Source organism: Kerstersia gyiorum, from assembly GCF_048595715.1.
GTDB classification, from domain to species: Bacteria; Pseudomonadota; Gammaproteobacteria; order Burkholderiales; family Burkholderiaceae_B; genus Kerstersia; species Kerstersia gyiorum.
This window is the reverse complement of record NZ_CP169556.1, coordinates 1,773,400-1,786,255: the sequence shown is the minus strand read 5'-3', so window position 1 is coordinate 1,786,255 and position 12,856 is coordinate 1,773,400. Positions and strand designations below refer to the sequence as shown.

Sequence of the window (12,856 nt, the reverse complement as noted above, 5' to 3'; positions counted from 1 at the left end):
GCCTATCAACACGGGAGAAGCCATGGCGATCTATCAACTCGGCAACCTGCGCCCGGACATTGCCTCCAGCGCCTATGTTTCCGAGCATGCCGTCCTGATCGGAGATATCGTGATCGGGGAAAACGTGTCGATATGGCCCGGCGCCGTGCTGCGCGCGGACAACGCGCGCATCTGGATCGGCGCGGGCAGCAACATCCAGGATGGCGCCATCCTGCACGCCGACCCCGGCCTGCCACTGACAATAGGCAGTGATGTTACCGTCGGCCACCAGGCCATGCTGCATGGTTGCACCATTGGCGACGCATGCCTGATCGGCATACAGGCCGTCGTCCTCAATGGCGCCGTGATAGGCGCTCAAAGCCTGGTCGGCGCGGGCGCCCTGGTGCCCGAGCGCCGGGCTTTCGAGCCTGGCCGGTTGATCGTCGGTGCTCCCGCACGGGTGGTACGGGAACTGGATGAGGTCAGCCGCGGGCTATTGCTGGATAACGCCGCCAGCTATCGCCACAAGGCGCGCCAGTTCCGCGACCAGCTGGTGCGCCTGGCATGACGCACAGCGTGAGCGCGACCAGCCTGGCCGCGCTCACGCCATCCCGGCTTGCCGCCGGAGCCAGCCCCCCGGGCAGGTCAGTCCTGTTTGTCCAGGCACGTCATGAAGAAGTCTTTCAGTTTCCGGTCCGTCGGCACATCCAGCCGATAGCCGAGTTCCAGCACTTCCCACTCATCGGAGCCACGCTGCACCAGACCGGCATCAACGAATTCGTCAAGCTTCAGGCCGCTGGCACGGCTTTCCAGGCCCACCAGCACCGCTCTCACCTTGTCAAAGCACCGCTCTGCGTGATGACGCGTAACTGTTGCTGCGGCGGCCTGCTCCGCATCAGGAACGGTGAGCTCCACCTGCTCGACCACTCTGGCAGTCAGGCCTTCGCTGGCGGCCTGCGCCGCGGGAACCACGCATCCCAGGGCAAGCAATGCCAGGGCGCCGCACATCAATCTGGGCACAAACATGCAGATCTCCGTTCTTGTCATGTGCCGTCATATTAGTTCAGCATCAATAACCATGGCGCGTTGATGGCGGGAATTTACATCTGCTGTAACAGGATGGCCGATACACGCGGGAACAGTCACTTTCACCCCTCTCTTATATAATGAGCAGGCCCGATTTCATGACGGCAACCGGTCGCGGATAGTCCATCCCGGACAGCTCGGACGTGGTAACGCATGCTGTGGCGTGCCAGGCCTGCGCCCCCTCGTTTTTGCTGCCCCATCGAGGCAGTGTGAACAAGCGCCATACCCGCCCGCGCCGGCAACGCCTGGCGGCAATACCCCGCCGATATGCGGATATGGCGTACAGAAACAGGAAGCAGATACATGAGCAAAACAGCCTCTGCCCCACCCGCGCCGCGCCCTCTGGGCATCAACGACATTACCGTCATCGACGATAGCAAACTCAAGAAAGCCGTGACCGCTGCCGCGCTGGGCAATGCGATGGAGTGGTTCGACTTCGGGGTGTACGGTTTTGTCGCCTTTGCGCTGGGCAAGGTATTTTTCCCGGATGCCTCGCCTGCCGTGCAAACCATCGCCGCACTGGGCACATTCTCGGTCCCGTTCCTGTTCCGTCCGCTGGGCGGCCTGTTCTTCGGTGTCATGGGCGACCGCTTCGGGCGGCAGAAAGTCCTGTCGCTGACCATCATCATCATGGCCATCAGCACCTTCTGCATCGGCCTGATCCCCTCCTATGACAGCATCGGCCTGTGGGCCCCTGTCCTGTTGCTGCTGTGCAAGGTCGCGCAAGGCTTCTCGGTCGGCGGCGAATACACCGGCGCCGCCATTTTTGTGGCGGAATATGCCCCCGACAGGCGGCGCGGCTTCCTGGGCAGCTGGCTGGACTTCGGGTCGATTGCGGGCTTTGTCCTGGGCGCAGGCATGGTGGTGCTGCTGCAAACCATCCTGGGCGACGGGCGCTTCCTCGAATGGGGCTGGCGCGTGCCCTTCTTCGTCGCCGGTCCGCTGGGACTGCTGGGCCTGTACCTGCGCCATGCAGCAGAAGAAACCCCGGCCTTCGCGCAACAGCTCGAACGCATGGAGAAGGACGACCGCGATGCCATCAAGGAGCGTCCCAGCATCTCCTTCCGCGAGATTTTCACGCGCTACCGCAAGGCGCTGCTGATCTGCGTCGGCATGGTACTGGTGACCAACGTCACCTACTACATGCTGCTGACCTACATGCCTACCTACCTGTCGAGCAGCCTGGGCTATTCCGAAGGCCATGGCGTGCTCATCATCATCGTGGTGATGATAGGCATGCTGTTCGTGCAACCACTGGTCGGCTTCATCAGCGACAAGGTCGGGCGCAAGCCTTTCCTGCTGATCGGCAGCCTCGGTCTGCTGCTGCTCGCCATCCCGGCCTACCGCATGATAGGCAGCGACAATACTGGCACCATCTTCCTGGGCCTGCTCTGCCTGGCGGCGCTGCTCAACTGCCTGACCGGTGTCATGGCATCGACACTGCCCGCGCTCTTCCCCACGCGCATCCGCTACAGCGCGCTGGCCAGCTCGTTCAACGTGGCCGTCATCATTGCAGGCCTGACCCCGACTGTCGCTGCCTGGCTGGTGGAAGAAACCCAGAACCTGATGATGCCGGCCTACTACCTGATGGCAGCGGCAGTCGTCGGCCTGATCACGGCCTTCTTTCTGCCCGAGACGGCCAACCGGCCGCTACGCGGCGACACCCCCAACGCATCCAGCCGCCAGGAAGCCCGTGTGCTGCTGCAGGAAGCCTATGAAAACATCGAACAAAGCGTGGAAGATGTCGAGGCCGAAATCGTCGAACTGGAAGAAAGGATAGAGCTGCTGCGCAAACGCCGCCAGAAACTGGTGGACCAGCATCCCCATCTGGACTGACTGAGCTGACGGTGGCGCAGCCGGCCCGGCGTCGCCACCGTCAGCCCTGGCACGGCGAGTTCTTGGGGACTAGAAGCGGCAGGAAAAAAAATGGCGGACCTCAAGCCTTGAGTACCAATACGCCTGGGGCAACATGCACTGACTCATGCCCATTGCCTCCCACGGGCGAGTCGAGTACAACACTGAGATCATGCCCATCTCAAGGTATGCCCTTTCTCTCGCTCCCGCCGGGGCTTTTTACTTTTTGGCAGGGTACACGTGGCAACCCATCAATCAAAACAAACGCTGAATCTGATTGACGTCATTTCCATTGGTATTGGGGCAATGGTCGGCGCGGGTATTTTCGTGCTGATCGGACAGGTCGCGGAATTGATGGATACCTTTACCTGGTTTTCCTTCGGTCTGGCGGGTGTGGTCTCACTTCTGATCGGCTATGCCTATGCCCGGCTATCAGTGTATTACCCGACCAACGGAGGTTTAATCGACTATTTCCGGGCTGCTTTTTCTCGGCCATTGGTCATTACCCTGTCTTTTCTCTATATCGGCACGCTGATTCTGACCATTGCGCTGGTCGCACGCGCCTTCGGCCTGTACGCAGCGCAGTGGCTGCACCCCGGCCATGCCAATCTGGCACTTCTGGGCCTGGCCTATACCCTGGGCATCATCGTGCTCCTGGCCTTGCTCAATATGTACAGCAATCACGCTGTCGGACGTACCGAATCGCTGCTGGTCATTCTGAAACTGGGCATTCTGCTCATCTTCATTATTGCGGGCGCGGTTCAGCTCAAACCGACCAGCCTGATTCCTTCTCCTCTGCCGGGAGCCGATCCGATTTTTTCCAGTCTGGGGCTGACCTTTTTCGCCTACGCCGGCTTCAATATGATGACCAATGCGGCGGATAAGGTAAAAAATCCTGCACGCACCATGCCCCTGGCCTTCATTCTGGCCATCAGCATCACCATGCTGTTGTATGTCGCCCTTGCCATCATTCTGGCATCCAGCCTCTCCATGGCGCAGCTGCGCCAGTACGCGGAGACGTCAATTGCCTATGCCGCCTATCCCGTGCTGGGTGCAACAGGCTTCGTGATGGTGTCGGCCGGCGCATTGCTAGCCACATCGTCAGCCATCAATGCGACGATTTTTTCACTGTTCAATACCCTGGACAGCATGGGCCAGTCCCGGGAAATTCCTGCCGCCCTCAATCGTCCGCTGTGGCGCAACGCTTCGTCCGGTAATGTCGTGATCAGTATCGCCATCGCCGTCCTGGCGCTCTGCTTCGATGTCAGCGTGCTGGCCGATGTTGTCAGCTTCACGTTCCTGGCCAGCTACTTTTTTGTTCTCATCGCTGCCTGGCGCATGCGCGCCAGGATTCATCTGGGCGCAGGATTCCTGCTGCTGACCCTCGCGATTGTCTCGCTGATCATGCTGGGTTTCCTCTATAGCCTCGCCACCAGCAACCTGATGGCCATTGCCTCCATCCTGGCCGCCCTGGCGCTTTGCGCCGGCCTGGCATTCTGGCGCAATCGTCATATCTCTGCAGGCGGCGCCACGGGCACCCGGCCTCGCTAGAAAAACAGTCGCACCATCAAGGCTTACAGGCGCCTGCCACCACAGCGGCGGGCGCCATTCCCTCCGCTTTCCGTACGTCCCGTTGAACGTCTGGCACCTGCGGCTGCCTAGACCATTTCCAATTCCCCGCCTGCGGACACCCTGCCCTGTTTCTTCCCCCGCACTGCCTGGCCCGTTCGCCATGGTAATCCACCACCCTTGATCAGTAGACGCTGGATCGGTACAACGCCGCAGGCTCAACGGCGCGCATCCGCCTTGATCATGTCCGCCGCTTGTTCTGCAATCATGATGACGAGCGCAATTGATTCACTGAGCGGTCGGTTTTCCGGAAAACTTTGCGCTAAACCATTGGCGCGATCATGCAGGATTCCCTTAGCTTGACAAAGACATGTCAATGCGATCTGAACCCTCTCTTCGAATCTAAAAAATTGACAATTCCTGATATTGCCAGCGTGGCATCGGGAAAGTCTGTGCAACCCTGAAGAACGCATTGCCAAACAAATTTCCGGAAATGCTGCGAACAATCAAACCCTTTGCAAATAGGCCTTCTCTTTCACAGCACTGCAGTCTATGCTTTGAATGAGTCATTCGCTTCAAGGCAGTGGCCCTACAGAACCTGGCACGATCTATTCGCGTTAGTCGAGACACCGTTTTCATTTCCCGGCAGTCCGCTATCCATTGCGTGGAGTACGTATCTATGAAAAGAAGCACTTTCTTAGCCATGGCACTGTTCTCGACCAGTCTGGCACTGGGCGGCTGCCAAAGCATGAACAGCCCGCAGGCGCAGTCGGAATTCGACTGCATTGCCGGCACGGTGGGTGGCGCTGTGGTCGGCGGCCTGCTGGGCAGTATGGTCGGCGGCGGCACGGGCAAGACCATTGCCACGGTCGCGGGCGCAGGCGCGGGCAGCTATGCCGGTAATCAATTGGGTTGCAAATAAGCGAGGCGGCACAACATGAAAGCAAAGAAATTATTCCTGTCCCTGGCGCTGGCCCTGCCGTTTTCCGTCAATGTCGCGCTGGCACAAGCACCGGTTGTCCAACTGGATGAAAGCGTATTCAAGCAGCTCGATACCAACCAGGACGGCAAAATCAGCGAAGCGGAGTACCGTGTTTTCATGGAACACGCCTTTGACAAACTGAATACCCAAGGCAATGGGGCCCTGAGTCGCGAAGAGGCTGCGCCGGTCTTTACTGCCAGTGAATTCGACCTGGTGGATACAGACAAAAACGGCAGAATTTCACGTGAGGAGTTCATCATTGCGGTCATGAATGATTTCCATCGCCAGGACCGCAACGGCGACGGTTTCCTGACCCGCTGACCTCCCCGGCAACCGCCATTGCCCAGTTGTTCCAGCCAGCCAGGACAAACGGGCAGCTTTTCGGCTCGTGGCCCTGGATATTCCCTTCCCGGAGCAGTCGCTATGCCAACGCCCCCTTCCATCCAGCGTGCCGTTGATGACGCCTTCCAGGCGTTCGGACAACTGCCCGGCGGCGCCAATGCCGATTACATCCCTTTTCTGGCACAAGTTCCTGACAAACTCTCCGCGCTGGCGGTTGTCGGCATAGACGGCAGCCAGTATTGCGCTGGCGATGTGCGCTACCGTTTTGCCCTTGAATCCATTTCCAAGGTCTGCACCCTGGCATTGGCTCTGGAAGACTGGGGGCACGATACCGTGCAGGAAAAAATAGGCGCGGATGCGACCGGCCTGCCTTTCAACTCCATCATGGCGCTGGAACTGCATGCAGGAAAACCGCTTTCTCCCCTGGTCAACGCGGGCGCCATCGCCACGGCCAGCCTGGTGAAAGCCGGCTCGGTGGAAGAACGCTGGCAGCGCATTCTTGCCATTCAGCAACAGCTGGGTTCGGGTGAGATTGCATTGTCTGCCGAGTTGAATGAGTCGGAACAGAGCACCAACGCCCATAATCGCGCCATCGCCTGGCTGCTGCACTCTGCCGGCTATATGTACTGCGACCCCATGGAGGCTTGCGATGTCTATACACGCCAGTGTTCGACCTTGCTCGACTGCCTGGAACTGGCCACCATCGGCGCCACGCTGGCCAGCGGCGGCCTTCATCCCTTCAGCGGCAAACGGGTACTGCAGGCGGAAAACACCCCGCGCATTCTGGCTGACATGACCATGGAAGGGCTGTACGACAGCTCTGGAGATTGGGCATATACCGTCGGTCTGCCCGGCAAAAGTGGCGTTGGCGGCGGTCTTTTGGCCGTGGTTCCCGGCGTGCTGGCCATTGCGGCATTTTCTCCGCCCTTGGACGAGTTCGGGAACAGTGTGCGCGGACAAAAGATGATAGCCGCGGTTGCCGACACCCTGGGCTACAACATCTACCGTTCGCCCGCCACGGCGCTGCCCCACTCACGCTGATGGCACGCTGCCGCGTTCCAGCCGCCCGCCAGGCCCGCCTCCCTTTCGCCATCCATCCTGCGCAGACTCTCGCGCACATCAGAACCGCGATAGCCTGCCGGGAAGCAAGGCGCCTGCTATCAGTCGGTGCCATCCACGCCGAACAGGCACACCATCCTGAGGCCCCTCTCTTGCAGACATGAAAATGGCCGCTGGTGCGACAAACACCAGCGGCCATGATTACGGCTCCCGCCTGGCAGCCAGAGCGGTATCGCCCTGGCTGCGCGCACTGAAGCCGCTTGCCTGACTCAAACCGCCCGGGTAGCTACGGACGGACTGCCGTCACCTCGATTTCAACGCGCCATGCCGGATGCGCCAGCGCTGCGACCTGGAAGGCCGAGCGGGCCGGCAGCACAGGTTGCTTGGCCGCATCACCGTAGAACTGCGTGTAACCTTCCATGAAACCGGCAAAGTCCATCTTGCCGTCATTTTCCGGGCCACCGACCAGGAACACCTGCATCTTCACGACGTCTGCCATGCTCAGCCCCAGGCTTTCCAGATGCTGCTTGGTCTGGTTCAGCACGCTGATAGTCTGTTCCTTGGTATTGCCATAGGCAGCCAGGGAATCCTTGGGCTGGTCGGGGTGGCTCACTTCGGGCACTTTACCGCTCAGGTAGACCACCGTTTTCCCCGCCGGCACTTCAACGGCGGAAGAGATCGGGAAACTGCCAGCGCCATGGCGCACGACATTGTCAGCAGCAACCGCTGCGCCGGAAAGCGCAGCACCCGCTACCAGAACGGCAGCGGCGGTTTTCTTCAGCATTCCTGTCATAAACATCTCCTGGTTAAAGCTAGGCCTCGCATCCTTACAGCAGACGGCTGAGGTGGAAGGGTTTCGGGTCGACCTTAGGCGTCTCGCCGGTGATCATATCAGCCATCAACTGACCGGCTGCCGGCCCCTGGGTCAGGCCAAAGTCAAAGCCCGAGGACACGAACAGGCCAGGCACGCTTTCGATGTCGGAAATCACCGGGATCAAATCGTTGGCCACGTTGACCACACCGCCCCAGCGCTCGACGACCTTGGCGTTTTCGAATACCGGGAATTCGCCACGCAGCCAGGACAGGGAGGTGTCCAGCAATTCGTTGTTGGGCGTGGGTGCCGTGACGCGAGCCAGTTCGAAGGGGCTGACTTCATCCATTTTCCACGAACGCGGCGTCTGGAAGGAGCGCACCAGGTCGCGATTGAGAGCGAGATCCATGTGCAGACCGCCCAGATGCTTGGGCAGGTGCGGCAGGAAATCGGCAGCCAGCGCGAAGCTGTCGCGGATGATGGGGGCGGTCAGGTAACGCGGGCCATTGGAATAGCTGCCATCAACTTCCTTGCGCCACACGACGATACCGGCGTGGCCGCAAGCAGGCGGCGCGCCCGCGACATCGCTGATACGCTGTTGCGACAGATAAACCGGCAGCAGCGGCAGGTTGATGCCGGCGTTGCCGCAGAACAAGCGCGACCAGTAGCCCCCGGCGACCACCACGGTCTTGGCGCGGATTGGGCCCTTCTCCGTAATGACGCCCGACACGGCGCCACCTTCAGTTTCAAAACCACGCACCGCGCAGTTCGTGACGATTTTCACACCCTGGGTTTGCACATAGCGGGCCAGCATCGAAGCGCCGATTGCCGGCTCGATACTGCCGTCGTCTTCCTGCAGGAAGGCGGTTTTCCACGGCGTACGTGCACCCGGCAGACGCTCTTCCAGCTCAGCGCCTTCAATGAAGCGCGCGCGGATGGGGGCGTGTTCCGGCGCCTGGTGGCGGGCTTCTGCCAGCCAGGCTTCGACCTTGGCCACATCTTCGTCGTTGGCGCATGCCTGCACGCGGCCATAAGAACGGTAGCTGGTGTCGGCACCGATTTTCTCGTTCATGCCGCGCCAGAGGTACTTGCTATGCTGGATCAGTTCGGTAATGCCGTCCAGGCCATAGCTCGTAACCTGGCCATAGGCGCGGCTGGACTGTTCACCCGCGATCACGCCCTTTTCGCAAATCACTACCGACAGGCCGCGCTCGGCCAGGTACAACGCAGTGGCCACGCCGATCATACCGGCGCCGACGATTACCACGTCCGCGCTGGCCGGCAACGTGTCGTCGCCAGCCACAGGCAGCGCGCGCGAAGTCGTTGCTTCCAGCACGCTATCGCGCAGCAGCATCGGGGTCACTGCGGCACCGCCAGCGACAACCACACCGGCGCCCGCGCCAATCAGAAGTTTCCGTCTGGTAATCTTCATAATAGTTACTTCTATTCTCTTTAATTGTACGAATGCGCCGAACCCTGGGCGTTCGGTACGCGGGAGATCGCTATTGGATGTTGGTATTACCGGCGCACAGGCCCGGAAACGCCATCGGCAATGCCGCCCCTACAGGGACAGACAGCAAAAGAACCGACGATTGGCAAGGCATTCATGACCATACCCATATGTCGCGTCCGCAACGGACGCTGGACTGGAGCAAACGTCGGCAACAAGTCGCTCCTGGTCGGGGAATCCGGTGTTCTGACCAGTACCAACTGGCACATGAGGCCGGAAACACGGTGTTCAAACCTTTGTGCGCCGCGCATGAGCGATGGACTGCAATCAAGGCCATCAAAATGAAGCCGCGCCCGCCGCCGGGCTGCCGGGAACGATGCCCGCGTCGTCAAGAGGTCACTGCCTCGCTGGTCCCCATGCGGATGGCCGGGGCTTGCGCTTGGGCGCGTGGTCATGCAGAAGTTCCAAAGCCATACAGATGGCGCGCATTGTGGTCCATTCTTGAAGGGCTCACAACCGTGTCACATTAAAAACATATTTGCATAATATGTAAAAATAGCCGTCTTCAGAAACGGAATATCCGGGATATCCGCATCATCTGTGCATAGCTTCCCGGTAACACCGTCCATTCTGGCGGCAGGGAAAAAATTCCTAAGTTAGTAATAAACAAACCATTCCTTTCAGACTGGCATCGTCGAAATGAGCAGAAATCTGGAATCCGGCGTCATCCACGCCATGCGCGCATTCTTACGTGTCGTGGATAGTGGCAGTTTCACCGCCGCAGGCGAGCAAATGGAACTGACCACGGCGCAGGTATCGCGGCTGGTCGCCGACCTGGAACGCCGCCTGGGCGCGAAACTCCTGCAACGCACTACCCGTAGCCGGGTATTGACCGACGTGGGCAGCGACTATGCCGCCCGCTGCCGGGAAATCATCGCGTTGGTGGAAGAAGCGGAAGCCAGCGCGGCCGGCGCGGCAGCCAAGCCGCAGGGACGGCTACGATTGCAGAGCATGGCCAGTTTCGGCTTGCATTATGTCGCCCCCATGCTGGCTGAGTTCTGCGCCCAGTACCCCGGCCTGGTCGTCAACTACAGTACCTCGCAGCATTTTCCCGACCTGCTGGCCGATGGCGTGGACGTCAGCCTGTATCTGGCGGAATCCCTGACGGATTCCGGGCTGACCGCCAAACGCCTGGGCACGACGTTTTCCATCCTGTGCGCCTCGCCACACTATATCCAGCAGCGCGGCCAGCCCGATCTGCCGACCGAACTGCGCGAGCATGACTGCCTGCGCGTGGTCAATCCATCCATATCCACGGATTGGCAACTGACCAATAGCCAGGACGAAAGCCATGCCTTCGAGCCCCAGGGGCCCCTGGTTGCCGATACGCCGGAACTGCTGCTGGAAATGGCAATGCGCGGCGCTGGCATCACCCTGCTGCCGCTTTTCACTGTTATCGACGCCATACGCAGCGGGCGCCTGCTGCGCGTGCTGCCCAACTGGCGCTCGCCGGATATCGGCGTATTCGCCCTGCTGCCGTCGCGCTCGTTTGTCGATGCGAAAACGCGCGTCTGGCTGGAATGGGTGGACGAGCACATTTCCCCGCAATTACAAGCCGACGCCGCATTCTTTGCAAAAGCATGATGCACTGACTTTCCTTGCAGGCTGTGCCACCCGCGGCTGCAAGCAACCCCTTCCCTGTCTTCCCTCGCTGCTCCGGCCCGCATCAGAAGGCCGCCCTCATACTCATAGCGAAAACCCCAGCTGTCCTATTTATACTTATTTTGCTAATTTTAAAACCAAGACAGAACGAATGTTCGTTCTGATTTTCCGACGCGCCATGAACAGCACTATTTCCTCTCCCGTTTCCCTGACGCTTTTCCCAGAACTGGGTTCCCGCCATGTGGCCACGCTGCGCGCGGCCCTGCGGCTCTTCACCGAGAAAGGCTATTTCAGTACGTCCATTCACGACATCGGCAGCGCAGCGAATGTCTCGGTGGGCTTCATGTACCACCACTTTTCCGACAAGCAAGGCCTGGCTCATGCGCTCTACCAGCATCTGATCACCAGCATGAATGCCCTGCTCGATGACATAGAAGCCACGCATGCAACAGCCCGCGAGCGCTGCCAGGCCGTCGTACGCATGCTGTTCGAATTGACCGAAACCGAGCCTGACGTGATGTCCTTCGTCGTCCATGCACGTCACCAGGAGTTCCTGCCCGGCGAACCGTCGATCTGTTCGGCCATGCCTTTCGTGCGCATGCGCAATTTCGTCTTCCAGGGCATAGAAGCCGGCGAAATCCGCGCCATGGAACCCATCGTGGCAGCTTCCATGATGTACGGCGCAGCCATCCGCATGGTCTGTCTGCGGCTTGATGGCGTGATCGCCGAGCCTCTCGCACGCTACATAGACGAGCTCTGGCACAACACCTGGCAGTCGCTGATGACCTGATTTCCCTGGCATCGGAGCGGACATCCGTTCCGAGCTTTACCACCCTGAGGAGCGTTCCATGGCACATCGCATTTTGATCATAGGCGGGGGCATAGGCGGCACGATGACCGCCAACCACCTGGTGACCAAGCTATACCCTGAAATCCGTTCCGGCAAAGTGCAGGTCACAATGCTATCGAACTCCCCTTGGCACTACTACAAACCGGCCTTCATGTATGTCGCGTTCAACAGCTTTTTCCGCGACGAACTGCGCCGCCCCCAGCGCAGCCTGTTGCGCCCGGAAGTGGACTTCCATATCGAAGAGGCCGAAGAATTCGAGTTCAAGGCCAGCCGGGTACGCTGCAAGAGCGGACGCCTGGTGGGCTATGACCACCTGATCATCTCCACCGGGTGCATACCTTCGCCCGAACGCATCGAGGGGCTCAAGGAAGCCGGCGACCATTTCTACCAGCATGCACCGGCGCGTCAATTGGCGGAGAAGCTGAGCACCATTGAACAAGGCCGTATCTTCATTACCGTCACCTTCCCCAAAACGCCCAATGTCCCGCACCAATGCGGCATCGCACCCATCGAAACCACGCTGATGCTCGACGACCTGCTGCGCAAGCGCGGCGTACGCGACAGGGTGGAAATCGTCTACACCTACCCCACGGTCTCCCAACTGCTGCGCAACTGCCTGTTCCTGCAGAAAGATACCTGCGAAGTCCTGCCGACCATCTTCGAACAACGTGGCATCAAGTATCAACGCGGTTTCACACTGGACCACGTGGACCCGGACCGGAAAATCGCCTATTCCGCCGAAGGCAAGGACGAAAACTTCGACATCCTGATGGCCACGCCGCCCATCCGCGCCGTGGACGCCGTGCAGCGCACCGGCATTTCCGAAGCGCTGGACGGCGAAGGCTGGCTGCCTACCAACCATGAAACCATGCAGGTCTATGGCCTGGAGAATGTGTATGTCCTGGGCGATACGGTAGACCTGCCGGTGAGCAAGGCCGGCGGCTCATGCCACAGCCAGTCGCCTGTCGTGGTCAATAACGTCGCATCCGAAATACGCTTTGGCCATCCTTGCGATGCCTATGACGGACGCGTCGTGGCAATCGCGCAAATGGGCCTGGAAGACGGCATGCCGCTCTGGTACGACTACCACGTGGACGTCAAGCCCACGCCGCCCAACAAACTGGGCGGCCTGATGCGCAAGGGGTTCAATCGCGGTCTGTACTGGTCCGTGGCACGCGGCCTGGTGTAAGCCTGAAAGCCGCCAAGGACCCT

General features: G+C 60.0%; 12 protein-coding genes. 9 read left to right on the top strand and 3 right to left on the bottom strand.

Annotation, left to right across the window (positions count from 1 at the left end; all coding sequences use genetic code 11):
• Positions 1–22 precede the first annotated feature (22 nt).
• A complete protein-coding gene (locus tag ACEW7X_RS07895; RefSeq protein ID WP_420177851.1) occupies positions 23–547 on the top strand; it encodes a gamma carbonic anhydrase family protein in 525 nt (174 codons plus the stop codon).
• 77 nt (positions 548–624) lie between these two features.
• Here the strand turns inward: ACEW7X_RS07895 and ACEW7X_RS07890 are convergent, their stop codons facing one another.
• Complete coding sequence (locus ACEW7X_RS07890; RefSeq protein ID WP_130486995.1) at positions 625–1,005, bottom strand: hypothetical protein; 381 nt, start codon at positions 1,003–1,005, stop codon at positions 625–627.
• Between the two features lie 363 nt (positions 1,006–1,368).
• On the opposite strand from ACEW7X_RS07890, the gene proP reads away from it, so the two are divergent.
• The 5 genes from proP (at position 1,369) to glsA (ending at position 6,853) form a co-directional block, all read left to right on the top strand.
• The gene (proP, locus tag ACEW7X_RS07885; RefSeq protein WP_130486994.1) at positions 1,369–2,901 is read left to right on the top strand and encodes a glycine betaine/L-proline transporter ProP; all 1,533 of its coding nucleotides are present in this window, start codon (positions 1,369–1,371) and stop codon (positions 2,899–2,901) included.
• Positions 2,902–3,159: 258 nt separating this feature from the next.
• The gene (locus ACEW7X_RS07880) at positions 3,160–4,470 is read left to right on the top strand and encodes an APC family permease (protein WP_068367941.1); all 1,311 of its coding nucleotides are present in this window, start codon (positions 3,160–3,162) and stop codon (positions 4,468–4,470) included.
• A 721-nt stretch (positions 4,471–5,191) separates the two neighbouring features.
• A complete protein-coding gene (locus tag ACEW7X_RS07875) occupies positions 5,192–5,410 on the top strand; it encodes a glycine zipper 2TM domain-containing protein (protein ID WP_068367943.1) in 219 nt (72 codons plus the stop codon).
• 15 nt (positions 5,411–5,425) lie between these two features.
• Entirely contained in the window at positions 5,426–5,791 is a 366-nt protein-coding gene (locus ACEW7X_RS07870; RefSeq protein WP_068367945.1) for an EF-hand domain-containing protein, read from the top strand.
• A gap of 102 nt (positions 5,792–5,893) precedes the next feature.
• Positions 5,894–6,853: a glutaminase A gene (gene glsA / locus ACEW7X_RS07865; protein ID WP_068367950.1), complete on the top strand. Its 960-nt coding sequence runs from the start codon at positions 5,894–5,896 to the stop codon at positions 6,851–6,853.
• A 304-nt stretch (positions 6,854–7,157) separates the two neighbouring features.
• Here the strand turns inward: glsA and ACEW7X_RS07860 are convergent, their stop codons facing one another.
• Together ACEW7X_RS07860 and ACEW7X_RS07855 are read right to left on the bottom strand one after the other, a co-directional pair.
• Positions 7,158–7,655 (bottom strand): RidA family protein, encoded by a 498-nt coding sequence (locus tag ACEW7X_RS07860; protein WP_165390009.1) that lies wholly within the window; start codon positions 7,653–7,655, stop codon positions 7,158–7,160.
• A 43-nt stretch (positions 7,656–7,698) separates the two neighbouring features.
• A complete protein-coding gene (locus tag ACEW7X_RS07855) occupies positions 7,699–9,114 on the bottom strand; it encodes an NAD(P)/FAD-dependent oxidoreductase (protein WP_068367952.1) in 1,416 nt (471 codons plus the stop codon).
• Between the two features lie 717 nt (positions 9,115–9,831).
• On the opposite strand from ACEW7X_RS07855, the gene ACEW7X_RS07850 reads away from it, so the two are divergent.
• The 3 genes from ACEW7X_RS07850 (at position 9,832) to ACEW7X_RS07840 (ending at position 12,833) form a co-directional block, all read left to right on the top strand.
• Positions 9,832–10,776 carry a LysR family transcriptional regulator gene (locus ACEW7X_RS07850; protein ID WP_257740854.1) on the top strand — a complete coding sequence of 315 codons (945 nt, stop codon included), beginning with the start codon at positions 9,832–9,834 and terminating at the stop codon, positions 10,774–10,776.
• Positions 10,777–10,945: 169 nt separating this feature from the next.
• A complete protein-coding gene (locus tag ACEW7X_RS07845) occupies positions 10,946–11,584 on the top strand; it encodes a TetR/AcrR family transcriptional regulator (protein WP_242611449.1) in 639 nt (212 codons plus the stop codon).
• Positions 11,585–11,642: 58 nt separating this feature from the next.
• Entirely contained in the window at positions 11,643–12,833 is a 1,191-nt protein-coding gene (locus ACEW7X_RS07840; RefSeq protein WP_420177850.1) for an NAD(P)/FAD-dependent oxidoreductase, read from the top strand.
• The last annotated feature ends 23 nt before the right edge of the window (positions 12,834–12,856 follow it).

What these genes read in the sequence shown, in the direction of transcription:
- ACEW7X_RS07875 (WP_068367943.1), top strand. Translation starts at nt 5,192, where the DNA reads ATGGCACTGTTCTCGACCAGTCTGGCACTGGGCGGCTGCCAAAGCATG.
- ACEW7X_RS07855 (WP_068367952.1), bottom strand. Translation starts at nt 9,114, where the DNA reads ATGAAGATTACCAGACGGAAACTTCTGATTGGCGCGGGCGCCGGTGTG.
- ACEW7X_RS07850 (WP_257740854.1), top strand. Translation starts at nt 9,832, where the DNA reads ATGAGCAGAAATCTGGAATCCGGCGTCATCCACGCCATGCGCGCATTC.
- ACEW7X_RS07845 (WP_242611449.1), top strand. Translation starts at nt 10,946, where the DNA reads ATGTTCGTTCTGATTTTCCGACGCGCCATGAACAGCACTATTTCCTCT.
- ACEW7X_RS07890 (WP_130486995.1), bottom strand. Translation starts at nt 1,005, where the DNA reads ATGTTTGTGCCCAGATTGATGTGCGGCGCCCTGGCATTGCTTGCCCTG.
- ACEW7X_RS07860 (WP_165390009.1), bottom strand. Translation starts at nt 7,655, where the DNA reads ATGCTGAAGAAAACCGCCGCTGCCGTTCTGGTAGCGGGTGCTGCGCTT.
- ACEW7X_RS07895 (WP_420177851.1), top strand. Translation starts at nt 23, where the DNA reads ATGGCGATCTATCAACTCGGCAACCTGCGCCCGGACATTGCCTCCAGC.
- glsA (WP_068367950.1), top strand. Translation starts at nt 5,894, where the DNA reads ATGCCAACGCCCCCTTCCATCCAGCGTGCCGTTGATGACGCCTTCCAG.
- ACEW7X_RS07840 (WP_420177850.1), top strand. Translation starts at nt 11,643, where the DNA reads ATGGCACATCGCATTTTGATCATAGGCGGGGGCATAGGCGGCACGATG.
- ACEW7X_RS07870 (WP_068367945.1), top strand. Translation starts at nt 5,426, where the DNA reads ATGAAAGCAAAGAAATTATTCCTGTCCCTGGCGCTGGCCCTGCCGTTT.
- proP (WP_130486994.1), top strand. Translation starts at nt 1,369, where the DNA reads ATGAGCAAAACAGCCTCTGCCCCACCCGCGCCGCGCCCTCTGGGCATC.